Raw genomic sequence first — 24,453 nt, forward strand, 5'->3', positions numbered from 1 at the left:
ACCCTCCTAATATCCCTACACAAAAAAACCTCTTCAGACAATCTTATCCAAAGAGGTGTAACTTCTCAAGAAAATTCTTATCATTTAAAATTGACGGCTTGCATTTGGCAAAGTGAATCGGGTCACTCCAATTGGTTTCATTGGCTGGCGATAATTAGTTTGAACATATTTTAAGAGAGTACCATGGAGACAATTTTCATTCCTCTTTATAATGTTCTATATACTCATCCGATATTTCCTCAATTGATCCGTAAATTTGTTCTATTGCTTCTACAGTAAGTTGATAAACAATTTTATCTCTATCTGGATTGCCATGTTCAATTATATTGCTCTCCTTCAACAATTTCACCATTTCCAAGTATTTTTCAATTCCATATGTTTGAATTAAATAGTCTGTAATAAGGAAGCCAACGTTATAAATATCTATATAATTCTCTGTATAGTTTATTTCATTAAGCTCAGAGATTGGCTTTATTTCTTTCGTGTTTGCTACTATTATCTTTTCTCTCTCTTTAACCTTAGTAAAATCTAGTTGCGGTGTTTCTGTATCGTTCTTTACAACCGCACTGGATACGAATATGGCAAGTCCTTCTTGCAAAAACATCGGTGCATTATCATTTGAAAGATCTGCAAGCATCATATGGACAATCTCGTGTTTCATCAATCCATATGTAACAGAGTATTCTCCCTCCACGACAAATTTTAAAGACACGAATGGAACAGCAACTCCATACAAACTTGGCCAGCCAACGGAAGCTGCAATTTTTTCTGGCGAGTCGTACAGTTTAATGTTTAGCACTTGAGGATCCCAGCCAAATGTTTGACTGTAAAGATCAACCAACTCTTGGATATCTGCAAGAATCATTTCTGCCTTTGACTCTAAGGAAGGTAGGTAGTATAAGTTTATGGGTCCATTCGATAATTTCTTGAACGGAAGTTCATTTAATTTCCATGTCCCATTATTTTTACCTATTGGATATGTAATACGATTGTTCTTATATTGATCTTCATTTTTCATACTAATTGTAAAATCGACGCTCCCACTTTCCATAGATTCCAACGTTACATTATCTATCGAAACGGTAACCTCCCAGCCTTCTTTTCTTTTTTGCTCTAATGAATCAATCCATCCTTGCTGTTCTTTATAAAATAGCTCATCCGCACTGTTTATATACGCAAGAAATTTCTCTATATGATATTCATCCACTGCACTTATCATTTCATGGAAATAATCTTTTAAGAATTCCTGTTCGTTAATCATTTCTTCTGAATCTCGTTGATCTACCTCATCCTCTTTACCATCCAATTCACTTCCTTCAACCTTTTGGACATTTTCTACTTTCTTTTCTGTTTCCTGTTTTGATGTCTGAGAACTGCATCCGACTAGCAACACGACTAGAACTGCAAGAAGAAGTGCAATTTTTTTCATTTCCATCTCCCCCATTAGTGATCTAAATTTGTCGTTTTGTTATGCTATTGCTTAATTCGATTTTCCGGATTTTCTAGTAAAATATTTCTATCCACTACCTTCTTTTCTAATTTCAATTCCAAGCTCGAATGGTAACAAGCATGGATGTGTTGTATTTCGATACTGGACAGAAAAATCCTTCTTTTTAGAAATTTATTCGTTGTTGATTGGTATAACCTGATATTTTGTAAATCTACGTGTACCAGATGAATCGTTTTTAGAGCAATAAACAAATAAAAACCCCTTCATGGCATAGCCTGAAGAGGATAATTGAATACGGGTTGTTCATTTTTGATACACCATGGACAAAAAGAGTTATCTGTAACCGCAAAAAGTTCAGCCAGATTCTAAATGATTCACTCTGTTATTGAATTTGTATTTAATTGGTTATATCTCCTACTGCTATTCATACTCCTTCTTAATGACAAAATAAGAGCCGCGAATTGTGCCGGCCAGCTTTGATTTTTGTCTTGCGAACTTAAACTTCCCTTCTAACTCATTTGGCACTTCCATGCCATAAGACAACTTGAATCCAACAGCACGTTTCTTATTGTCATCCATGGTATACATGACATTGACACTCAGGCCATCTTCATAGAAGACATAAGCGATGTGAATGTTATCGACTTGAAAACGTGAAGTCTCTAACGGTTTGGCGGCAAATTCGATATCACGTTCTTCTTTTAAAATCCGGTTCACGTAAGCAAGTGTCTCCTGGCTTTCGCTTGCGGGAACAACTGTAAATTCATGCTTATATTTATTCATGAAGTACCGGGCTTCATTTGCACGCAATCCAGCAAGCGCTTCAGCGACCGGAGATGATTCTAACCCGATGGTGGACACATTTTTGAAATCAACAACATAGGACAAGGCCATCACTCCTTCTTTATTTTATTTCCTCACGACTGGAATCCACATTTCACCATAAACCATTCCATCTCTCTTCCCCATCTCAACAGATGCATTTGGTCCGCCTACATAGGCATACTCTGTCACTTCGCCGAGAACCTGACCAAAGGCAATGCCAGTAAGCTGGTTGTTAAGTTCATGCGCTGTAGTTGCTTCACCTTTGACTACAACGTATGCACCTTTAGGGAACTGGATCATTCTGGTTGCATTCGGCACATTTGCTTCTGTCATAACGCCTGCATAGTACATCATTTTGTTGTTCACAGCTTCACTAACGGCAAACAGATAGTTGTTAGAAGCTACCGCTTGCAATGCTTCAAGCGTTACATCTTGTATGATCGCTTCCCAAAAATCATTCTTCTCCTTGGTTAATCCAGCAAAATCCGTATAATGGCTTGTCAGCTCAACGCCAATCCCCACTACAGTAAAGCCGTCTTTTTGCTCAATCTTATATTCAACCATGTTCGTAACCACCCTTTTCGTTGTTTTTCAAATGAGTTGTCTTTTCACTTGATAGGTTTATAATAATCGTTAATCATGTCAAAAAACGAAACTGTTTTTGGAGGACCCGATGAAAAAAGTGGAACGGATCAACACGATCATGCGATACATTAATAATCGATCTCATTTCACGATATCAGAAATTATGCAGGAATTTAATATCTCCCGATCTACAGCCATTCGGGATGTCCGTGAAATTGAAGCAATGGGCATGCCCTTAGTAGCTGAAGTCGGGCGGGACGGGGGCTATTCGGTCATGCATAATTCTGTCCTGCCGGTAGTCCGTTTCACAGACAATGAGGTGAAAGCTCTTTTCATTGCCTTTATGGCAACAAGAAATCAACAACTGCCCTATTTGAAAAGTCGTCAATCATTGGCAGAAAAATTACTTGGACTGTTGTCTGATAATCAGCAAGACGATTTAGTCGTACTGAATCAAATTTTACTTTTTCCAAGTACCAATCCGGCGAATCCCGATTTACTAGAGCTGTCCGACCTTCCCCATCCAATGTTAGAGCAACTGATCCATATGCTTTTATCAGATCGCTACTTATTGATTTCCACTTCGGAAGGAACGTATCCCATTTATCTTTTGCATCTTTATCAAGAAAAAAACCAATGGATGATTGAAGGTTTCCATTTACAAGATGAAAACAGAATAGTGTTTGCCGTAGATATGCTCAAAAAGGTCCAACTGTACCCGATCAGTAAGCGACTCAGTGAGAAAACGATTGCTGATAAAATGAGGACGCAAGCTAATAAGGACAATCTTATCATCGAGCTTGGACCCAGTGCCATTGGACAATTCAGGAAATATCATCCTATGAAAGTCACCCTTACCTACACGAGCCCTTTTCAATCAACAGCCTTGTTGAAGACATACATTCAAATGGAAGATAAAAATGAAGTGGATGAGATGATTAATTGGCTGCTGTTTTTGGGACGCGATATAAAAATAAATGAGATGCCTGACGAGATGAGAACGGCAATACAAAAGAGACTGGGAACATTTTTTAGCTAACGCAAACCAAATGAACGTTTTCCAAAACGCTCGCCTCTGCCTCCAATACGTAATGAATTAACTACTTTAGTCAATCTTCTCCAACTACAGATGTTGGCTCAAGACTTATCAGAATTTACAGCAATAAATTATATCAAGTTCTCGAAAGTACTTCTAATAACTACAAACGATCAGCTAATTTTCTCTTCACTAAAGTGTGTGCCTTGTTTTACACTACAAAGATAAAAAAGAATGAAAAGTGATAAGGAGAGTTATCGATGACGCAAAACAGAACCAATCCGAAGGTTGATGAATATTTGAGCAAGGCGAAAAAGTGGCAGGAAGAGTCTGAGAAGCTGAGACAAATAGCACTGGATTGTGATCTTACCGAAGAGTTCAAGTGGATGCATCCTTGTTATACATTTGAAGGGAAAAATATTGTGTTAATTCATGGATTTAAGGATTATTGTGCGCTTTTATTCCATAAAGGAGCTTTAATGGAAGATCCTTCAGGAATCCTCATCCAACAGACTGAAAATGTACAAGCCGCTCGCCAAATCCGTTTCACGCAGCTAGAGGAAGTACTGGAAAAAGAAGAGATCCTAAAAGATTATATTAAACAAGCCATTGCCGTGGAAAAGAGCGGTTTGCAAGTGACAAAAAAGACAGATATTAACATACCGGAAGAACTGCAAGCCCAATTTGAAGAGAACGCTGACTTAAAAACGGCATTTGAAAAACTCACTCCCGGCCGTCAAAGAGCATATTGTTTCTATTTCTCCCAGGCAAAACAAGTTAAAACCCGCGAGTCACGAATTGAGAAATGCATACCTGACATCCTTGCTGGCAAAGGCTTGAATGATTGAAATATAAAAAATGCTAAAGAAGCAAGTGCATGACGACTTGCTTCTTCTGTTTGTTACAGAGAATCCAAATATGCTGGAAGATCTTCTTCAGAAATAACTTGCAATCCATGTCGCCTTAGTAATGCAGTTGTAACTCCGAGACCCGTGATTTTTTTCGCATTAAATTCCCCATTGTAAATCATAGAGCTTCCACACGATGGACTAGATTCCTTGAGGACGATGGTTGTCACGCCCAACTCGAGAGCTTTTTCTAATGTGAGGCGGGCTCCTTTTAGATATAGGTCCGTGACAATCCTACCAGATTTCTCGAAAACTTCTGCCTTTCCATCCAATACATCGTCCCCATCTCCTCCGACAATTTCGGCAGATTCTCTCGGGGTAGTAAAGCCTCCTAACAATTCAGGGCATACCGCAATCGCTTTATTGTCCGCCAATAACTTCTCAATCACACCATTCGGACATCCTATCCCATTATACCGGACAGGCAACCCAGCTAAGCAGGAACTGACCAAAATCAAACCGCACACCTCACTTCATATTCATTTCTTCGGATAGACAAAAAACAAACCGGTCATCTGGATCCCATATATGTTCATTGTCAGCAACGTAGCCGCGCAGCCAAAGTTCTCCATTGATCCGACGAAGATAAAAACCCTTTGGAAATTCATCACTCGCGTCCATAATCTCTGTTACAATCGTAATTGAACCGTACGGAGCTCGTTGTGTTCTCGCTGGTTTGCCTGCTGACCCCTCTGGCTGATCAAGATAAGCTAGCCGAATATACGGGGCAAGTTCAAAAGGACCGATTTGTAGTCCGAGCTGTTCTGCCGTTTCAAAAATTTGTTCGAGTGAAGCCCCTTCTGTTAATCCAAGATCCCTGACGCTGAGCTCGACAGTAATTAGCTGATATGTATGTTCAGAAATGGTAAAGCGTTCATCTGAAAGTAACTGTTCCCCCAGCTCATTCATTTGAATTTCTTTCCGGTTCAGCTCCTCCATTAGCTGCATCTTCGTAAACCCACCTACTTGTAGCTTTCGGATTGTCGTGGGACAATTAGGATAAATGCTCATTTACACCCCTCTTTTCAAAAAGTCATCTCGATGAATATAAAACAAAACATGCTTCCGTAACGGACTTTCTAACGATATTTTTGGATGATCAAAAAATTGCTTAAACTCAAGACCAATCTTCTTCATAACATTTTGAGATGGCTCATTTATTTCAGCCGTAAAACTATAGACATCCTCAAATCCCAATTCAGTGAAACCATAATGCAAACAAGCCATTGCGCCCTCTGTTGCAAATCCTTTTCCCCATGCCTCCCTCTTCAGTCGCCATCCGATTTCAACGCAAGGGGTAAAGTCCTCCTCAAATGTCGCCTTGTGAAAACCAATAAATCCGATAAACTCGTTTTGCTTCTTCTCCTCTACTGCATATAATCCAAAACCGCATTCCTTTAACTCCGCTTGAATTGCTTGGTAAAAATGAAGAGACTCTTCAGCGGTCAAGGTTTTTGGAAAATACTCCATCACCTTTTCATCTGCATTCATTTGACAAAATATAGAAAGGTCGTTTTCTTCCCAGTCTCGCAATTGCAATCTTGGTGTTTCCACATAAATCATTCAGTTCCCTCCTTTGTATGCAAAAATGGAAGTGGGCTTAGGTTATCCCACTTCCTTCTATTTCTATTATAACTGAAGTATTGCTATTTAGAATCATAATAATTAGAACTACTAGAATTGTGCCCTCCCTCTTTGCTCTCTTTTTTACCTGTTAGCAAACGTTGAGCAAGAGTACCTACCGTGTACACAATCAAAAATCCAATAGGTAATAACACTAATAAAGTAAATAATTGCATTGAAAATATCCATGATGCCATGCAGTTCACCTTCCTCTTTCCTAATCTGTGCAGCGTTATTTTCGTTATGCTTGTTATCTGTCGACAATTCTTAGTTGCTGTCAAATGATTCAACACGATATCTTTCCATAAAACTTTCTTCACTAATTTCACTCTGATCACATAATATTGATTCAAATTCTTTAAAGAGGTCTTGAATCTCTTTTTGTTCATTAATGATTGTAAGACCCTTAATATATTCATTTTCGTCTCTATACTTTGCAATTTCCAACCATTTAGTAGTATCTTCTTGGCTGTTTAAATAAATCACATCAAAGTCCAAATATCGTTTATAAATTTCCGTGACTTTTCCTTGAATTGTTACAAACATATCCTCTTTTCCTTTTTGGACATGGTATTGATAAACCTTAACAAACATCATTTCCCCCCTTCTCTCCTAAAACCTCGCACAGATATTGTTTCAATTACTACGCAGCATCTCCAAACCTATTCCGATGGCTTCCTCTTCTTTTTTTGTTTTGTGATAAATGCAGTACATCGAAAAAATCGGCAACCCACCCTCTATATGATGCGTCAGTTCATGAAGTTCACCATCTTCAAGCTGCTTGGACACAAAGGATTTCGGTACAAATCCAAAAAGGTCACCTTTCTTCAAATAATGGACAAGTAATGCGGTCTGATTCATCTTGAAAGCTGGTATGAAATGAGGGCCCGCCACCTCATGGAATCAATTCATGAAAGGCATTCCCCAGTCAATAAAAACAAATTGGCTGCTGTTCAATGAGTCAACTGTGATAATTCGTCCGGATTCTTTTCCTGCCAGTACAAAACTATCTTCCTCTAGTAATTCGCATACAATGGACGGATGGGTTGGTTTAGAGTATACGATTCCAATATCGATCGTCCCGTCTATTACTTTTTGGATGGTGTTTTCATTCGTATGCGCCATCAAATCCAGTGCAATTTCAGGATGCTTTTGCTGCAGCTGAAGTATGCTTTCGGTGAGTCGATCATTCCAAATCGAAGAAGGACCTCCGATTGCTAACCTTCCTTTGAAACGTTCAGCCATCTGAATCTGCTCCATGCTTGCATGCAAGAGAGATATCATTCGTTTGGCATAAGGATAGAACAGCTTCCCTGCACTTGTCAGGGACACCTCCTTGTTCGTCCGAACGAAAAGCTGCTGCCCAACCTTTTTTTCCAATCCTTTAATTCTTGCTGTAATAGTCGATTGAGCGATATGTAGAGATTCAGCAGCCTTTGTGAAATTCTTTTTATCCGCAATTACAATAAACGTTTGAATTTGCTCAAAATCCATTGGCCTCACCCCTGTCAATCAAACATTTCGATTGAAATCATTCAATAAATCAATTTTACAAATTTATCATAGAGGGATAAGATTGAAATGTCAAAACTAATCTGGCAACTAAGGCGTAAGGAGAGGATACAGAGAATGGGCTCAAGAATCATGCATCTCTTGATTGCGAATCGCATTGCAGAGATTTATTGATTGAAAACAAAACAGCATTGTTGTTAGGAGGTATTGCTCCGGATGCGGTATTTCCGAAAGAACTGTCACATTATTTTATTGGCCAAACAGAAAAATACACAAGAAGCATAGACTTTAACGGCTTTCTCAATAACTATGATTCAACTTTGGAGGACCCCTATCTTCTCGGGTATTACACTCATTTGATCGCGGATGATGTTTGGCTTCAAGGCTTCTATCTTTCATGGCTAAAAAACCGCATGAATAAGGACGAGAGCCTCTATGAACGATATCACAACGATTTCCGTATGTTGAATGGCTTATTACTTAAGCATTACGGCAATCGAGATGAATTATTGGATCATATTGAAAAGCCTTTCGCCATACCGGATCTCGAGGAAGTAAAAAGAATCGATCTATTAAATTTCCTTCCTTACGTTGTATCTGATCTGTCAGTGGATCAAGATGTCATAAGACAGGATAAGCTGCAGGTATTTTCGCTCGAGCAGATCATTGGGTATATCGAGACTTCTGTCGACATTGCTTTACTTCATTTGGAGCAAGGAAAAGCAAGAATTCAATAGGGCCGCACTCTACCTGTCCCTTTGAGATCGTTTTCGAAAATAAACCAAAGCAGTCACGACTAGCAAAATGGCGACGACAGAAATGATGATAACTAGTGGATCAATTATGATGAAATAGGAATCTTTGAGTTCGTACATGTAAAACACCCCTTACTTAATTTCTTCATATTAGCAAAAGTAAATACTTTTAGGACTGGTCCAGTTCCTATTTCGTCTGGAGTAGCTATAAAAAAGCTAATGAAAACTAACTGTAGTTAAAGGACCTCTTTCCGGTCCTTTTGGACGTTTTCATTTTAATTTGAAGTTAATTTTAGAAATCACTTGCTTTTGAGGTTCAAAATATTCCTCTTGCGTTTTAATTTCATCCAAAACAACAAAGGTGCTTAACATATATTCTCCGCTATCCGCTTTGAAGTTTTCATTGTTTTCTTCGTTAAACAATTCCCTATTCCAACTAAACTCTTGTTCAATTGTTTCATCTGCATCTAATTCCACTAGAACATAATCATAAAACGAACGCTCTTTTATATTGGAGATGTCTTGATTCTTTTGTGGGCTCAAAAATCGCCACTGGTTTTCACCTTTTTTCCAAGCCATTACAGCAGAAATACCTTCTTCTGCATCTGCTGGTATGGGTGCATAGACTGTTTGTGGTGAATCATTATGATTCGTTAATTTTACTATAGCAATGATTTCATCGTTTGGTGAAAATTCCAGTTTATTGATGGATAATTCTAATTCTATCCCTTCTAATTCGTTCGATGCTATGTTCTCTGCTGATGAACAAGCCGATACGGTTAGTAGTAGTGAAATAAAAATAAAAATGAAATATTTCTTCAAAATTCGTATCCCCCTTTATTAATCGGTTCACTTGATACGATTGATGCCATTTTATTATCAATGTCTTACTAAGGATACGTTCTTACTGAATAATAAGTTTCATAATTTTTACATATTGATTATGTGACATTAAACGTTGCAATGTTTGAAAGGAACAAAATTTGACCGACTAAAAATGGAACCAACAAAAATTGACTGGCATGAGCCGGCCCAAACCGTCTTCACACCAGCCAACTAGCTGCGTAAGTAAAACTCTAACTTAAAGTGTGCCATTCATACCTCAACATAAAATCTTTATTCTGTATCTCTAATTAAATCGTAGAGATAATTATAATTTATCTCTGAATCCATTACTTTATAGTATCCTTTTTTGAACCCAGTTATAGAAGAACCAATATATAGAATGTTAGGGGTATCTAAAAATATGTCAGATAATAATATCTCTCCACTATTATTAAACGTTAACATTCCGGTTAAATAGGTATCATTTTCTTTCTTACGGAGCATTCTCTGTGCATCTTGCTCCTTTAAAGGTATTAATTTCAACTCACTAAAGTAATCTAAAATTAAGTTGCAAGTGCTGGATTGTTGACTCTTTACGCTTACTGTTTCTCCACCGGAGAGATTTTTAGTCAGACGGAAGTCAACTAGAGATTCAGATGCGTACTCCTTGATAGGATTAAAAGGGATTCTATAATATATGAAGTTCTGATAAATGAATATAGCTAATAACAATAAAATTCCAGTTGCAAATATTACATACGTAATTTTTTTCACTAGTAACAGATCCTTTCTTTGTTTCTTATCATACCTTATGTTGGCGTCACAGTAATTTTACATTTAAAAACGAGCATTTGGGTTACCGTCAGATAAGAAGAAGCTCTGAAAAAAGGGTTTATTTCTAATCACTATTCGTTCCAGTTTTTGCTCATAGTAAAGCTCGTAAATTAATAATAACCATTTTATTCCTCTTGAGTTTAAGACAAAGAACTGGCAAGTGTATTACTTATTATTTTTCAATATGTATAGAAACATACTTTATTAATAGTCAAAAAGAGGAGAACCGGACTCTGAGTAGAACTACATAGGAAACATATCGGAAGGGGATGTTGAACGTGAACGAACAAGAGGAACAACAATGGGTTGATCGAATAGATGCTGTCTTTCTTCCCGTGAGAGATCTAGAGGAATCATTGGCATGGTATCAGAATGTGTTCGGCTTTGCATTGCGTTGGAAAAATGAAAGAATGTGTGGTCTTGTCATTGCACCGAATTGCGGGTTTCACCTTGTCCAGACCCCCGGCTTCAAACCTATTTCAAATTACACACCATTCAATTATGTTGTACGTGATTTGGAGGATGCGCGAAGTCGATTGCTTGCTAAGGGCGTGACTGTCTCACCGTTGCGCAAGGGGGAACCAAAACGATTTGATATGACAGATGTAAATGGAAATTTGATCAGCTTCATCGAGTTATGATCTATAAAATCACAGGGTAACGGAATGGAGTCCCACTTTGAACCCCCACCAAGGGATAGCTAAAACGGAAGAATATAGAAGGAGTTGATGAAATGGGCGGATGGATGCTAACAGTTGCTGTCGTGTTCCTCATTTACGCCTTAATAATGAAATCGAATCGGTTGAAACGGCCAAGGCGTTCACCAAAGTTGAGCCCGCCAATCTGGGCTGACGAGGCGACTAAACAACTTTTCAAGCAATTTAATCAAGCATGGACTAATGAAATAGAAAAGGTTGTGAATGAACGATACCGTATACAAGATGGCAGCTTGCCCCCATATGAAATCCAGGCACGCTGGTACGAATTAAAGAAGTTTTTGCTGCTAGCCAGCTTTTCAAAAGGATTGCCCATGTTCTCCCAAAAGGTTGATGACATATGGCATCTATTTCTTGAAGAAGACACTTTATATCAAAAGTTCTGTACTGAATTTATTGGTGAGCGAATTGAACATCATCCGCATGGCCAGCCGAAACACTTGCCGGCGGAACGCGCATGGTTCGATATTCTGTATCTTTCCTTTTTCCCCATCTCAGATTATTCCCATTTATGGGGTAATTTTTTACAGGAACGAGAAGAGCATGAAAGATGGATCCAACAAATTAGGTACCAATCAACACAATTAAAATCGGAGTTTGGCAAACATCGTACAGCGGCTCCTACGCTTGAGACAATGGATGCATTTCTCGCATTTGCAGAGGATCTCATGGAGAGAAAAGACGATAAACTTACGCAACGGGTTCAGCAACCTGAAGGCTATTGGTATGGAGCGGCTCTCTTCGGGGTTGGGACATATGGCGCAATTGAAATCGAAGAGCGAAAGAGCAAGCATGACGGGTATAATGGAGATGGTATTGGCTACGCAGGCAGTGCCGATCAAGACAAGGAGCAGAATGAGAATTGGTATGATCTGGCTAGTGACGTGAATGAATATCAATCTGGCTCCGATGCAACAACCCAATCCACCCACTCCGGCAGCGGTTGCAGTTCCTGCAGCTCTTGTAGCTCGTGCAGTGGCTGTTCATCATAAATATAACGGTACATCAAACAAACCAGGTGCTTACTTTATTAAGCAAGCACCTGGTAATCACTTTGCAGCATTTCGTTGGCGATTGGCTTTGATCTGCAAAATGATATCTCTCGCAAGCAAAATAGCTGCCAAGTAGAAAAATACACTTAACATAATAGATAATACTTGGCCCGTCTCTTGAGAAAATAGCTTGTAAGTTCCAAAGCACAGGCAGAACAGCAGAAGTATCAATTTCTTGCTAATCTTGTTATCCTGCCTAAACAATAATGTAAGTTTACTCATATTACGCTCTCTTTCTATCGATGCTTATATTTTCCTTTGTTCCAGCTTACCATTAAAATCAATTAGATGCCTTAGTAAAATATATAGCTTTTATCTAATGAAGATGACCTCAAACTTACTGAGGTCATCTTTACTCGCTATTGCGGCTTTCTTATAAATCTTTCCCGAAATTCATGGAAGCATTTTTCAAAGCCCCAATAAGTCTCTGTCTCAATTCCACCATCCATTTTGGTTCGTGTTCCCACTCTTCTTCAGTAGATCGCAAAAGACGAGCATAACTGTATAAATTAGCAAATCGTTTACAAGCTGGTATCAAGTCAAATGCGTCATTTGACATGTCAAATTGTGATTGGTAGCCATCTAGAAAGTATTGTTTTTTCTCTTGAAGCAGTTCGGGGGGGATGCAGTCCTCCAAACTATCCATCGCTTGCACGACATCCATTATATACCAATGATACATAGAGTCATCAAAGTCGATGGCAAAGCAGGAATCACTCTGTTTATCATAAAAAACATTATCAAATTCAAAATCATAATGAATCAGCCCATAATTGCTTGGTTCTTCAGGGATTGAGTCAAAAAAAGCCCGCAAATTTTCCGTTTCCGCTAAAGCCGCCGTTTCATTTGGATACTCCATAAGTATCGTTTGTACCCAATCCAATACGTCACTATACGACCAGCGATTACTGACAGTAGGCGTAAACTTGCTGGACAGCTGATGGAGCAAACCTAATGCTTCCCCATACTTAAATACGATTCCAGCGTCTAAATCGGTTTCTCCGATCTGCACTCCAGGTACCCGAGCAAATACAGAAGCGAAATACTCGCCCCAAGGCGTATTTACTTCTACCAGCTTCTCCCCCTCTTTCGAAACAACCGCTTCCAACACACCATACTTCTGAGCTTTCAAGTACGCAATAAACTCTAGTTCAGCGAGTAAATTCTCACGAAGCTTCTCTGATCTTGGAGAGAAACGCAACAACTGTGTTAATCCATCTTTCTGAAATGGATATATTGCATTGGAGGAAACACGATAATACTTGAACATCTCAAGTGATGATTCATCATATTCCCAATACCTCACTAGCATTTCTGCCAAATCCACTTGATTGAATAAATATTTTAATTTCAACATAACAGACACTCCCCATTTTCTTTTTGGTCTTTGTGTACAAGCAGACTAGCGTTATTCCATTCATTTACCTCCAAGTTATTGAGAAGGATCACCCGGAATTACATTTGCCTCACTCTTATAAGACCAGAAAAATAGAAAAAAGCCACAAGGTAGATAAAATTACCTTGTAGCTCAGATTCTGTTCTGTACTATAAGCAGTTTGACTCGCAGTCAAAAAAGCTACCTAGTAAAGCCGTAAGAGTGAGAGGCACGACATGTAATTTTTAAGGTGATCTTCATTAAATTAGTCATTGCACAAACTCACTCCCTTCGATGTAGTTAAGAAAATTATACCATTTTAGTTAATCAAAAAGCAATAGCTTTCCTCAAATTTCTTCTTTCTCGATATGCTTAATCAATCGCTCTAAAAATGAGAGATTAGAGGATATTTTATAGTTTGCATAATCATCCACAAACTCGGCAAATACCTTATGCTCTGGCCCTATTAAATGTGATGCATCTATTTGGGAAAGCTGCTCGCGCGATTTATGAATCTTGTCTATCTTTTTTTCTAATAGACCGATGACTTTTTCACGATCGACATATTTCATATTAGCTAACCCGATCACCATGTCCCCGATGTCTTCGGCACTTTCAAAAAGCTTATAGATCTTTTTGGGCAGTATTTCTCGCCCTTTTTCCGTAATGCAGAATACTTGTTTGTCTGGTCGATGCTCTTCTTTGATAATTTCTTTCGTTTCAATCAAACCTTGCTTTGCCAGCGATTCAAAATGGTAATAGAGCTTGCTTTCTGTCAAACCATTTATCTTTTCCAACGGCTGCAAATCTGCTAACTGCTTTTTTAGTTTGTATGGATACGTATCTTCCTCCATCAACTGCGTCAGGATGAAAATTTGAACTGCCATTGCTTCAGCTCCTTAGGCAAATAGTAGTTTTATTGTAACAAAACTAAGTATTTCCTTCAGCAAAGATTATCCAATCGCCGTTTCCGCTTCCTGATTTTCCGCTAGTTCGACCGGCTTGTGTAGAAGCCAAACAATCACGATATTCAAGAGCATTGCGGCAAGGCCTACTATAGCTAAACCGATTAGATAGGGACTTGCACTTGTGCTGCCGAAGAGATTCGCAAAATAGGCCTGCACTGAATAATACATTGGGGTGATATGGCTTGCCCACTCATATGGCGCATACATCATATCCCGAGAGATCGTCGCGCCGTTTGCAATCGTCTGGACTAATAGGATTGGAATATTCAAGACCATCCCTGCTTCACCAATTAAAAACACAACAATGGCTGTGAAGTTGAAGCATACCCAATAGTTCAAGATTTGTTGTCCCCAAATTTGCATAAATTGATCAACGCTTAGATTATTGATGCCCACTGCAATCCCAGCAGAAACGAGACCTGCCATCATGCCAACAAGGATTGCCGTCAATTGGACATAGATAAACAGCCGTGTTTTGGTCGTTTTGCCGCGGTTCGCCCTAAATGTACCTACCAATTGCATGGCGGCAATCATCGCGCCGACATACAACGCCATCGTTAAAAACATAGGCAGCATATTATTGTGCATGCCGTCCGGTACATCATTGATTGTTACGACATGACCGACGTAGCTCTTTTCAATTTTAGTCGCCAATTCCTCCGCCTGCTCCTTAGGCACGTTAAGATTCATAAGAACCCCTTCTGCCGTCTGCTGTGAAAATTGCTCCTGCAATTGCGAATTAATTTGGGAAATAACTTGATTCATTGTAGAAGAAACAACGGTGGCACTTGCTTCATTTAGTGTAAAATCGATGCTGGAAGGGCCCGAATTACTTTGTAAATCATTTGAAAATGTTGAAGGTATATGGATCACCAAAGCCAGATCATTATCTTCCAGCTTCTTCATAGCTTCTTTATTAGAAAGATTTGTTTTGATCGTTTTAAACGGCAGTTGACCAGCCAGACTCTCTTCAATTTGCTCACCAATTTGTCCTGCATCATCATTGACAATCGCAATCGACAATTGGTCAATATTTTTAGGAATCGAAGTGTAACCCGGCAGAAAAATCCCCAACATACATACCGCATAGAAAATCCCCATAAAGATTGAGGAAGTGGCACCTTTACTCTTTAAAAACTGTGTGAACTTCATGTTATACTTCCTTTCTCTTCTGGTTTAATTAAAGTACTCTAATTAAACTATGTAGGAAATTGTATAAAATTTGTTCGCTGTTTGCAAATAAAAAAATTATACGAGTTTCAATTTGCCATTATTTTATGTCCGTTTTATGAATATGAGATCATGTAAAAAGCCATTCCAAAGAACAAGATTTGTTCAATAGAATGGCTATAGTGGTTAAATCAAATAAAATAACTTCATTTACATTTCTAAATCCGTAAAGGCATACGGCAGAAGTTCACGAAGCGTTAATTCCAGGATATCATTCTTTTCATTCGTCAAATAGACAGGCATGTCAGGTGAACAGAACTCGGCCATCACTTGTCTGCAAATACTGCATGGCGGTAGAAAATCTTCTGTTTCCCCTGCAACTGCAATCGCTTGAATGTCACCTTTACCGTAACCATTTGCGACTGCGGTAAAGATAGCAGTCCGCTCAGCACAATTCGTAGCTCCAAACGAGACATTCTCCACATTTACACCATTAATGACAGTACCATCATTCAACAATAGTGCCGCCCCTACCGGAAACTTGGAATAAGGTACATACGCTGCTGACTTGATTTTACGCGCACTATCCATTAACTGCTCTTTCTTCATCTGTTCCATCCTCCAAAATAAGAATGAACTTATTAAAAGTCCCCTAGACGCCAACAACTTGTTGGCAGGACTTCAATCTTATAGTAGTTTGAAATATTCGTCAACAATAATTTTTTAGGCAGTTATTCGAATTGATCTTAACTTCATTCAGTGATTTACATAACGGATAATTAAAAGTCCAGACTATGGAAGGCATTACCATTTTATATTATCTTTAACTAAAGGACTTTGCCTTCAATAACTTCGCATGTAAAAAAGTAAAATCGAAAAAACTTAGATCCAGCCTGCTTTACACAAATATCGTATCGCCTGTGCATGTGCATGTGCTCCTTCACCCTCACTTCACTGGAATGATTGCCTCTTCAAGATTTCCCATTGAGTTTTTGAGCAATAACAAATGAATCTTCATATGATAATCTGTCTCCCGTCTATCCTGTAAATTCACCTTCTTTTTAAATCAATACGTTTTTAGTGGATATTAGAAAGTAATCTGACCGTGGAGACGTTCCTGTTGCTTGAAGACGATAACAGCTTAAATACGAGTCAGGAGGAATACCAGCATGCTAACCAAACTATTTTGGGGGTGGCTGTTTGTAATCTTGGTGATCCCTTTGGCAACTTTAATCCTCTGGCCGTCAGATACGAAGGACCTGACGATAGATAAAGACAAACCACGGTATAATCCCGAAATTGAGATGTCACTTCCTATCGAAGGAACTGAGGAGATAGTGCTGTTGAAACGCCATGAGGGGATTGAACCGTTCATTTGTCATCTACATCGATCAATCGAGCTATAGTGCAACCGTCAGGACGGTTTGGATGTGATTAAGCCACTCCGAAATGAAAAAGATGAAATGTCTCAGAGAATGCCGGAAGTGAGCCTTCGAGTCGAACATGTGACTAACCGAGTTCCAGAAGAGTTGAAGAAAGAGGTCACCGCCACTTGGCAGGATGAATTCATAGTATCGGATATAGCGGAACCCATCACTACTCCGTTCGATGGATTCCGTCTTCATCATGTCGCTGGTCAAGATTGGAATAGCGAAGTGAAGACAGTACTGATTCTCTCTGATGGCAAATGGAACTTTTTTAGTAACCGAAACACTTTTTCTAGAAGCTACCGAAGAACATGGAACTCGTTTTGACTTAATGCTTCACACTCTGAAACTATTGGAATAATACACAATCCAGCATGACGTTCACCATACTATTTTTCCAAACTTCTTGCTCAGCCAGCTTTGCAAAATCTCTCCTTTGTATGGATAATGAGAGAGGATACACGTTAAAAGAGGAATAGGCTGTGAAATAACATGAACTTAATTGAAAAATTATATACACTACTCATTTTTGCTGCTGTTTTGATTGGTGTAGGGATTGGCCAGATGAATCTTATCAGTGCTAATGCGGGATATGTTATTGTTCCTTTACTAATCGGTATGCTGTATTTGACATTCATCCAAATTCCAATGGAACAATTAAAGATAGCTTTTAAGAACCTAAAATTCACCTATACATCAGTTTTCATTAACTTTGTTTGGACACCGATCCTGGCCTGGCTGCTCGCTTTCGTCTTTTTGAGTGATCAACCTGCACTTTTCATTGGATTCATTATGCTCATGGTGACCCCTTGCACTGACTGGTACTTAATTTTCACTGGAATGGCGAAAGGAAATGTGGCTGTCTCGACGGCAATCCTGCCGCTAAACTTACTTTTACAAGTCATTCTGCTGCCGATCTACCTTCTTATTTTCCGTGGAACGACTGGAGTAATAGAACCAAAGTTTCTCGCGGAAAGTGTGTTACTCGTTTTAGTCGTACCTTTCGTTTTAGCTTTTCTTACACAACAAGCCTGGAAGAAAAAATCAGTCGGTCAAAAACTCCTCTCTCGTCTCAGCACGTGGCCGATCCTGTTCCTCGCCCTCGCTATCATGGCGATGTTTGCTTCGCAAGGCCAATTACTATTCGCTAACTTAGACGTAATGTGGCAAATCACCGTGCCTTTCCTGCTGTTCTTTCTGATCAACTTTTTCGTAAGTCAAAAAGCGGGCTGGCTCATGAAGTTCCCGGCATCAGATCAGATTAGCTTAAGCTTTACGACATTAGCAAGAAACTCCCCCATTGCCCTGGCCATCGCGATGACCGCCTTCCCAAACGAGCCGCTCATTGCATTAACGCTAGTAATCGGTCCCCTATTAGAACTGCCACTTCTGGCAATCATTACACAGGTACTGAAAGGGATTTCTTTCAATGCCTCTTTGGAGAAGACTTAATTCGCGGCAAAAAAAAGACGGATTCGAAAGGTCATTGGCTTTCGAATCCGTTTTTGGCGTATTGCTAACGATATCCACTAATTTCGAACTATTATATACGCTAAATAAATAATGTAGACCATGGCAAGCACCATTCCTTCCCGCTTACCGACTTTATAACCGGTCCTTGAGAAAATCAATAAAATAACAGTCAGGGCAATCATTAATATAACATCCATAAACACCTTGTCATTTACTTGTAATGGCGAGATGACAGCCGATGCACCCAGTACAAATAAGATGTTAAAAATATTGCTTCCTACAATATTCCCGAGCGCAATTTCACTCTCCTTCTTCAATGCTGCTGAAATGGACGTAACAAGTTCAGGAAGAGAAGTACCAACAGCAATAATAGTAAGACCAACCAGTGTTTCACTCATGCCGAGGGCGTAGGCGATTTTCGTACCATTGTTTACAACTAAATCTCCACCGAAAATGATCGCTGCTAGACCTATTAGCGTAATGAAAATATTTTTACCCCAGCTAATATTTTCAGGGGCACGTTCATTCACTGCGTTTTTCCTGCTTTTAAGACCAACCTCAATAATATAGTATACAAAAATACAAAGAAACAGAAGGAAGATGAAGCCGTCACTTCGTGTAATCATATTTTCGCTAAACCCTTGCAATGCAACATCACTCATTAGAATAAGCAAAGCCACACTTGCAAGTAACGTAAATGGGATTTCTTTTTTTATGGTTTCCGCTTCCACTTTTAACGGATACAGAAAAGCAGTCAAACCGACAACAAGAGTGATGTTGAAAATATTGCTACCGACGACATTTCCCACGGCAACATCTGCACTTCCCTCGAGAGCCGCCAGAATACTGACTGTCGCTTCAGGAGAACTTGTCCCAAAAGCTACAATCGTTAATCCGATCAATATAGGCGGAACCTGAAGCAGCCTTGCAATATTAGAGGATCCGTCAACAAAATAACTAGCTCCTTTTATTAACAGCACGAATCCAACAAGTAATAAAATATAGGCCATAGGTTGTTTTCCCCCAAGCGATTTGAATTTTCCCTAATGATTTCTGATCACTTACATACGTACCCCAGTATGACAATTAGCTAACATCGGATAACGTACGAACCATTTCTCAATACAAGAAAACGTATCAATATACTGCTTCAGTATATCAAGTATCTGATTGTTATTGTTATTTTATCTACTATTTATGAATGATTGTCATTCATGATAATTCGATAAAGAGAACTTCAAAACATTTGAAGCTCTCTCTATATACTGTCTTACTTCTCTTCATAACCTACTATGGAAGCAATCCTTTCTTGCTCCTCTTTCTTATCCAAGTACTCAAAAAATCCGATTTGATTGCCCCAAGGGTCTGAGAAAGTACACCATTTAGCTGATACTTCAGATCTTGAGAAAATTTCAAAGCCATCAATTTGCAGCTGTTCTACAAGTCGAACCCGTTCAGCTTCAATATTACGAACTCCTAAGCGCAAGGGGCCATTTCCCAACGCTGGAACTCCTTCTGCCACCTGCAACCAACAGCCAGGAATGATTTCCCACTCCGCAAATCCACGATGGGGAACAAAATCTGGTTCCCTATTAAGCAATGTTCGATACCACTCTTGTCCTTCCTTCATGTTAGAAACTCTAACCTGCATAGTCATTTCAAAAATCATTTGGATCCCCCCAATTCCATGCCGCTGCATAGATGCTTTTTGTTGCTGTAACGCAAGATATTGACAGTGACTTAACTCCCTTATTTACAAGCCCTTTTTCTCCCAAAGCTCGATCAAGCGGCCTTCCGGATCCTGAATCCAAATGAACTTTCCAAAATCACTGCTATCTTCTTGTTTTACAAGAGGGACACCAACATGCTCCAGATGCTTAATGGTTTCATTCATATCATGAACTTGAAAATTCAACATAACTTGCTGATCTGCTGGAAAATAGGTATCATTTTCTTTAAATAGTGAAAATACAGTCTCATTTCCTGTTTCGGATTTAATTACAGTCCCATTCCATTCGGCTATGTCTAGCTTTAACACTTCACTGTACCACTTCTTTACAGCCTCCACATTTTTAGTTCTCCAAAATACTCCTCCGAATCCTTTAATCATCGCAGATCGCTCCCTCTGTATTAATTTTCAGTATTTAACTTCTCTTCCAACTATACTGCTTTGTTGGTCTGCGTACAATGAACAGAAAGGCAATCAATATATTTATTTGAATCAAAGAAAAAATCACCACACAAGAAAAATTGTCGAGGTGATTTTCTAACTGTTTTACAAATTAATTTATCAATTGATCTAAAAACTTGGATATGCCATCCATAACATCAATACTTACATGTTTTTCACCATGAAAACTTGAGATACGGGAGTAATTTCAAACCCTGATGAAAGTAAGAAGTAAATTACGCGTCCATTTCCTTTTAGGAAGTTATACGTTGCACGTGTAATCGGACGGTCATATTCCAATGCATGCGCAAGAAGTTTAGTAAGAGCATCTTCATTCCCATTTTCTTTTACTTGAAAGAGAGTGATGCTTTCCGTATCCTTGCCAAACACATATTTTTTCCGAATTAAACAAGCTGCCTGTACTTCGTCATTTTTTGTTATCAATACAACTTCCCCGCCTGCTTTTGGTGTGTTACTCGCATCCGTTTGCCAAGGGACAATGCTTGGAAACAAATCAGATCCAATCGATTGAACCGCCGGAATCCTTTGCAGTTCATAGCCTTCAAGATCGGGCAGCCGAGCTTCTAAGATTCCGTTTGCACGTAAAAACAGTAACTCATCCACTACGTTGTATCCACACTTTTCATATAAAGAGATGGCTACCTTATTTTCTGAAAGTGCCTCTAACGTCGCTACTGAAACATGCTGCTCTCCAAGAACTTTTTCCGCTTCCTCCATCAAAGCGAAGCCCAGCTTCTTGCCTCTGTATTCAGGAATGATACCCGTCCCGCCATTCCAGGAAATCTTTTGACCATCCACTTCTCGTATCCCTTGAAGCACAAAGCCAATCGGTTTATGCCCGTCAAATGCCACGATAGATAATGCGGGAGATAAACCATCATTCCCAAAACGACCGATGAATGTATCGAGAGATAAATTCATTGGCATCAAATAACCTTCAAATCCACGATTAAAGAGAACATGCGCTTCCTCAAAGCTCAGCGAAGACATCAATTTATACGTACTATCCATTGGCATTCCCTCATTTATTAATAAAATATGTAACTTTGATAGAGCCGACTAAAACGAAGTTAAGCAAACAGGCTTTGTGCTAGGCATAAACCATCGATCTAACTGCTTTGCTGACCAATGATTCACTTCCACTTTTCCATATTGAACAAGCTGTTCCAAGCTGACACAGCCCATCCACCAGGAACTTAAATCTGAAACCGCTATAGACAGGTCAGCATTTCCCTTAGAATCCGCCGATTTATCCATTCTCCAAGTATCTTCGTTGAATGTTAGATGGTGAAAGCCGTTTTGCTCGGGAATAAAAGAATCCTGAACCAATAAAGTAACTGTTACAGGGCAATCCGGGCGATCGAGCGAACGAAAATTGGTCTCTTGCACAAATGAAGTGATTGACGTCATTCTGTACATCAGCCCCGAGCCAACCGATCCTATTTCATGGTACACACTTGGAATGAGACGATTGCTGTCGTTTCGAGGGTCATCTAACTGATAAATGAGTGATTCATCATGCGTCCGCACTACTACGCGGTCTACTTGATCTTGCTGGGAATGAATCCATGCACACATATCAAGAAAAGCGCTCGGTTTTGTCCATACCCATTCAATAATATTCATTTCATGATGAAGAAAATGACTATCCTTCACAGGTTGTAACGTATAAGCCATGGCACCGACTAACTCATTTGCCTCGTACACTCCAGCATAATACGAAAGGCTTTTTTTGATTTGATTCCGTTCATGCCAAGTCCTTTCTATCATGCCGTGATGCATCGTAACAAATTTATTGTAGATAGCGACCATTTCATCCTCATTGGCATTCGTTAACTGGACAACTTTTTTTCGATCGCCGCTGCTTGGAAAACTAGCGGGCTTGAACTTATATTGATAACGAGTGGGACCATACCCATAGCCCATCTTTTGATAGAAGGAAGTATTAAAAGGATACAGCGAGACAATCCCCACATCCTCTTGTCTCGCAAGCTCGTGAAAATGCTGCAGCAACTGTTTCGCTACCCCTTCTTTTTTATGAAAAAAGTGGACCGCTACCGTACCAATGCCCCATGTACGCATCATCCTTCCATTCACGTTTGCCTTTAATTCATGAAGCTTGTATAGACCTAGCAGCTCATTCTTTTCAGCAAATAAACCAAAATACTTCAGGTTGTTGTCAGCTTCCATCTCTACTCGCAGCCTTTCCATAAAAGCATTTTGAGCTTCTAAAGTGGAAAGTTGCATTCCTGGATAGGCCATTGCAATTAATGAAGCAGCCTGTGAAACATCATTTTCCGTTAATAAACGAATCAAGCAAATCCCCCATTCATTTTTTCATGAATATTGTTAAATCAATCTAAGTGCAATATAATTAAATCTCCACATATATTAATAGCATAATATTCAACTTTACTTAGATTTCTCCTCCGAATATATACGCTAGGAATATAACAAATAAGACACCAAGCGAAATAGAAATTAACGATAGATATTTAATAAACCCTTTTTCCTTCTTGATGAATGCGAGAATTCCAAGTGTTATGCCTGTTAAATAGATAGCAAATCCAATGGGTATAGCAATCATAGACCACTTTCCAAAAGTAATATTAATAGGCGGAAAAATCATATACGCAATAAATATCCCAATTACAATAAGAATGATGGAAAACGTGCTATACTTCCTTCCCACTGTCCATTCCCTCCTTTTTGAAATAAACTGCCTCCACTCAAACAGTACGAATATTATTTAAGTAAATGTAGTTTTGCTACACTATACAATTTCTTTCTTTCGGCCTTCTCCTTTCGCATAGCCTAATAAGCAAACAAACATAATGATAAAATTAACTTAAGAACCTCCTAGCCATCCATCAAAATTTTGTAGTTTCTTCTATTTTGAATATAGTACCGCGAGAGATTAAATAAACATTGCCAAAGATATCGATCTGATCCCCCTTCACTCGAACAGCACAATCTTTGTTTGACGCAAAAACATTCATCTCGTCTGACAGGGGAGACAGTTCATTTTGAACAAGCTCCATGTTATTTTCGAGATCAAAATGAGACAGGATAGAAAAATTGTTAAGCCCGATACCGTTGTAAACAGAACTTTTTTCAACGTCATAGCCTAGTTTTTTTGAGCATAGCCATTTGGCAGACATGTTGATTGCGCCTGCGCTCGCCCCTAATACGACGGCCCTGCTGTTTCTAATCCTCTCAGATAATTCATATTCCACTAAAAAGCGGTTAAGGTTAATGGTGCTTCCTCCCAACAAGAAAATGACTGAAGCCTGTTGAATCAACCTTTGGGCTTCTTCTTTCTGTACGCGATAGTTAATTAAATAATACTCCTCAAACACAATACCAGCCTTATCCAACCACGAACGTTCAGTAGCACCACCCTCTTCATAAAAAGAAGGGTTGGAGCTAATCATAACTACCGATTTTCTATCGGTAATATCCTTCTGTAATGCCCTGCTCAATTTCTGAGGAAAGAATGTAGTGAACCAGCCTAAATAGAAATGAGTTTTCATATGTACCTCCACGATTAAATAAACCAGACGATAATGATATGCCTCTCTCTGTCCTCTAGCTATGAATGCAACAGACTTGGCATAATTATAGCAGATAATCCAATTTTCATAACAGTTGAAAGATAGTCAATGCATGTTCTCTATTCTTTTACATTCAACATTTAAAAAGCCGATTCTTTTGGCAAAGAACCGGCT

31 protein-coding genes are annotated in these 24,453 nt (G+C 39.1%); 7 read left to right on the forward strand and 24 right to left on the reverse strand.

What is annotated here, in order from left to right:
- Positions 1-196: 196 nt before the first annotated feature.
- The 3 genes from ACSW3C_RS19390 to ACSW3C_RS19400 form a co-directional block, all read right to left on the reverse strand.
- Positions 197-1,429, reverse strand: coding sequence for a hypothetical protein (locus tag ACSW3C_RS19390; protein ID WP_486564660.1), 1,233 nt, complete (start codon positions 1,427-1,429; stop codon positions 197-199).
- A gap of 441 nt (positions 1,430-1,870) precedes the next feature.
- Positions 1,871-2,338: a phage tail protein gene (locus ACSW3C_RS19395; protein WP_486564662.1), complete on the reverse strand. Its 468-nt coding sequence runs from the start codon at positions 2,336-2,338 to the stop codon at positions 1,871-1,873.
- Positions 2,339-2,359: 21 nt separating this feature from the next.
- Positions 2,360-2,839, reverse strand: coding sequence for a GyrI-like domain-containing protein (locus ACSW3C_RS19400; protein WP_486564664.1), 480 nt, complete (start codon positions 2,837-2,839; stop codon positions 2,360-2,362).
- Positions 2,840-2,948: 109 nt separating this feature from the next.
- Here ACSW3C_RS19400 and ACSW3C_RS19405 point away from each other — a divergent pair, with 109 nt between their 5' ends.
- Positions 2,949-3,899: a helix-turn-helix transcriptional regulator gene (locus tag ACSW3C_RS19405; protein WP_486564666.1), complete on the forward strand. Its 951-nt coding sequence runs from the start codon at positions 2,949-2,951 to the stop codon at positions 3,897-3,899.
- A gap of 257 nt (positions 3,900-4,156) precedes the next feature.
- The gene (locus ACSW3C_RS19410; protein ID WP_486564668.1) at positions 4,157-4,744 is read left to right on the forward strand and encodes a YdeI/OmpD-associated family protein; all 588 of its coding nucleotides are present in this window, start codon (positions 4,157-4,159) and stop codon (positions 4,742-4,744) included.
- A gap of 53 nt (positions 4,745-4,797) precedes the next feature.
- Here the strand turns inward: ACSW3C_RS19410 and ACSW3C_RS19415 are convergent, their stop codons facing one another.
- From ACSW3C_RS19415 to ACSW3C_RS19440, 6 genes are all read right to left on the reverse strand, one after another.
- A complete protein-coding gene (locus ACSW3C_RS19415; RefSeq protein ID WP_486564670.1) occupies positions 4,798-5,262 on the reverse strand; it encodes a 2-thiouracil desulfurase family protein in 465 nt (154 codons plus the stop codon).
- Between the two features lie 10 nt (positions 5,263-5,272).
- Complete coding sequence (locus tag ACSW3C_RS19420; RefSeq protein WP_486564672.1) at positions 5,273-5,815, reverse strand: helicase; 543 nt, start codon at positions 5,813-5,815, stop codon at positions 5,273-5,275.
- Entirely contained in the window at positions 5,816-6,367 is a 552-nt protein-coding gene (locus ACSW3C_RS19425; protein ID WP_486564674.1) for a GNAT family N-acetyltransferase, read from the reverse strand.
- A gap of 327 nt (positions 6,368-6,694) precedes the next feature.
- The gene (locus ACSW3C_RS19430; protein ID WP_486564676.1) at positions 6,695-7,021 is read right to left on the reverse strand and encodes a hypothetical protein; all 327 of its coding nucleotides are present in this window, start codon (positions 7,019-7,021) and stop codon (positions 6,695-6,697) included.
- Positions 7,022-7,063: 42 nt separating this feature from the next.
- Complete coding sequence (locus ACSW3C_RS19435) at positions 7,064-7,288, reverse strand: hypothetical protein (protein ID WP_486564678.1); 225 nt, start codon at positions 7,286-7,288, stop codon at positions 7,064-7,066.
- 42 nt (positions 7,289-7,330) lie between these two features.
- Entirely contained in the window at positions 7,331-7,921 is a 591-nt protein-coding gene (locus ACSW3C_RS19440; protein ID WP_486564680.1) for a LysR family transcriptional regulator, read from the reverse strand.
- 188 nt (positions 7,922-8,109) lie between these two features.
- Here ACSW3C_RS19440 and ACSW3C_RS19445 point away from each other — a divergent pair, with 188 nt between their 5' ends.
- A complete protein-coding gene (locus tag ACSW3C_RS19445; RefSeq protein WP_486564682.1) occupies positions 8,110-8,676 on the forward strand; it encodes a zinc dependent phospholipase C family protein in 567 nt (188 codons plus the stop codon).
- 9 nt (positions 8,677-8,685) lie between these two features.
- Here the strand turns inward: ACSW3C_RS19445 and ACSW3C_RS19450 are convergent, their stop codons facing one another.
- From ACSW3C_RS19450 to ACSW3C_RS19460, 3 genes are all read right to left on the reverse strand, one after another.
- Entirely contained in the window at positions 8,686-8,814 is a 129-nt protein-coding gene (locus tag ACSW3C_RS19450; RefSeq protein ID WP_486564684.1) for a hypothetical protein, read from the reverse strand.
- A gap of 150 nt (positions 8,815-8,964) precedes the next feature.
- Complete coding sequence (locus ACSW3C_RS19455) at positions 8,965-9,516, reverse strand: hypothetical protein (protein ID WP_486564686.1); 552 nt, start codon at positions 9,514-9,516, stop codon at positions 8,965-8,967.
- A gap of 294 nt (positions 9,517-9,810) precedes the next feature.
- Positions 9,811-10,293, reverse strand: a complete 483-nt coding sequence (locus ACSW3C_RS19460) for a hypothetical protein (protein WP_486564688.1) — start codon at positions 10,291-10,293, stop codon at positions 9,811-9,813.
- A 338-nt stretch (positions 10,294-10,631) separates the two neighbouring features.
- On the opposite strand from ACSW3C_RS19460, the gene ACSW3C_RS19465 reads away from it, so the two are divergent.
- Together ACSW3C_RS19465 and ACSW3C_RS19470 are read left to right on the forward strand one after the other, a co-directional pair.
- Positions 10,632-10,994, forward strand: coding sequence for a VOC family protein (locus ACSW3C_RS19465; protein WP_486564690.1), 363 nt, complete (start codon positions 10,632-10,634; stop codon positions 10,992-10,994).
- A gap of 92 nt (positions 10,995-11,086) precedes the next feature.
- Positions 11,087-12,061 carry a glycine-rich domain-containing protein gene (locus tag ACSW3C_RS19470; RefSeq protein WP_486564692.1) on the forward strand — a complete coding sequence of 325 codons (975 nt, stop codon included), beginning with the start codon at positions 11,087-11,089 and terminating at the stop codon, positions 12,059-12,061.
- A 57-nt stretch (positions 12,062-12,118) separates the two neighbouring features.
- Here ACSW3C_RS19470 and ACSW3C_RS19475 read toward each other — a convergent pair whose 3' ends face one another.
- The 5 genes from ACSW3C_RS19475 to ACSW3C_RS19495 form a co-directional block, all read right to left on the reverse strand.
- Positions 12,119-12,343 carry a hypothetical protein gene (locus tag ACSW3C_RS19475; RefSeq protein WP_486564694.1) on the reverse strand — a complete coding sequence of 75 codons (225 nt, stop codon included), beginning with the start codon at positions 12,341-12,343 and terminating at the stop codon, positions 12,119-12,121.
- A gap of 151 nt (positions 12,344-12,494) precedes the next feature.
- A complete protein-coding gene (locus tag ACSW3C_RS19480; RefSeq protein WP_486564696.1) occupies positions 12,495-13,478 on the reverse strand; it encodes a phosphotransferase enzyme family protein in 984 nt (327 codons plus the stop codon).
- A 365-nt stretch (positions 13,479-13,843) separates the two neighbouring features.
- Positions 13,844-14,383, reverse strand: coding sequence for a PadR family transcriptional regulator (locus tag ACSW3C_RS19485; protein ID WP_486564698.1), 540 nt, complete (start codon positions 14,381-14,383; stop codon positions 13,844-13,846).
- A 66-nt stretch (positions 14,384-14,449) separates the two neighbouring features.
- Complete coding sequence (locus ACSW3C_RS19490; RefSeq protein ID WP_486564700.1) at positions 14,450-15,616, reverse strand: YhgE/Pip domain-containing protein; 1,167 nt, start codon at positions 15,614-15,616, stop codon at positions 14,450-14,452.
- 228 nt (positions 15,617-15,844) lie between these two features.
- A complete protein-coding gene (locus tag ACSW3C_RS19495) occupies positions 15,845-16,243 on the reverse strand; it encodes a cytidine deaminase (protein WP_486564702.1) in 399 nt (132 codons plus the stop codon).
- A gap of 821 nt (positions 16,244-17,064) precedes the next feature.
- Here ACSW3C_RS19495 and ACSW3C_RS19500 point away from each other — a divergent pair.
- Both ACSW3C_RS19500 and ACSW3C_RS19505 read left to right on the forward strand, forming a co-directional pair.
- Entirely contained in the window at positions 17,065-17,388 is a 324-nt protein-coding gene (locus ACSW3C_RS19500) for a hypothetical protein (RefSeq protein WP_486564704.1), read from the forward strand.
- Between the two features lie 165 nt (positions 17,389-17,553).
- A complete protein-coding gene (locus tag ACSW3C_RS19505) occupies positions 17,554-18,513 on the forward strand; it encodes an arsenic resistance protein (protein ID WP_486564706.1) in 960 nt (319 codons plus the stop codon).
- Between the two features lie 77 nt (positions 18,514-18,590).
- On the opposite strand, the gene ACSW3C_RS19510 is transcribed toward ACSW3C_RS19505, so the two are convergent.
- The 7 genes from ACSW3C_RS19510 to ACSW3C_RS19540 form a co-directional block, all read right to left on the reverse strand.
- On the reverse strand, positions 18,591-19,544 hold the full coding sequence (locus ACSW3C_RS19510; RefSeq protein ID WP_486564708.1) for a calcium/sodium antiporter: 954 nt from the start codon (positions 19,542-19,544) through the stop codon (positions 18,591-18,593).
- A gap of 260 nt (positions 19,545-19,804) precedes the next feature.
- Positions 19,805-20,203 (reverse strand): VOC family protein, encoded by a 399-nt coding sequence (locus tag ACSW3C_RS19515; RefSeq protein WP_486564710.1) that lies wholly within the window; start codon positions 20,201-20,203, stop codon positions 19,805-19,807.
- 84 nt (positions 20,204-20,287) lie between these two features.
- Positions 20,288-20,644 carry a VOC family protein gene (locus tag ACSW3C_RS19520; RefSeq protein WP_486564712.1) on the reverse strand — a complete coding sequence of 119 codons (357 nt, stop codon included), beginning with the start codon at positions 20,642-20,644 and terminating at the stop codon, positions 20,288-20,290.
- 225 nt (positions 20,645-20,869) lie between these two features.
- Positions 20,870-21,736, reverse strand: coding sequence for a GNAT family N-acetyltransferase (locus tag ACSW3C_RS19525; RefSeq protein WP_486564714.1), 867 nt, complete (start codon positions 21,734-21,736; stop codon positions 20,870-20,872).
- A gap of 48 nt (positions 21,737-21,784) precedes the next feature.
- Positions 21,785-23,041: a GNAT family N-acetyltransferase gene (locus ACSW3C_RS19530; RefSeq protein WP_486564716.1), complete on the reverse strand. Its 1,257-nt coding sequence runs from the start codon at positions 23,039-23,041 to the stop codon at positions 21,785-21,787.
- A 100-nt stretch (positions 23,042-23,141) separates the two neighbouring features.
- Positions 23,142-23,417, reverse strand: a complete 276-nt coding sequence (locus ACSW3C_RS19535; protein WP_486564718.1) for a hypothetical protein — start codon at positions 23,415-23,417, stop codon at positions 23,142-23,144.
- 178 nt (positions 23,418-23,595) lie between these two features.
- Complete coding sequence (locus ACSW3C_RS19540) at positions 23,596-24,258, reverse strand: Type 1 glutamine amidotransferase-like domain-containing protein (RefSeq protein ID WP_486564720.1); 663 nt, start codon at positions 24,256-24,258, stop codon at positions 23,596-23,598.
- Between the last annotated feature and the right edge of the window lie 195 nt (positions 24,259-24,453).

The sequence above is a fragment of the Sporosarcina sp. AD_1 genome (genome assembly GCF_057373025.1).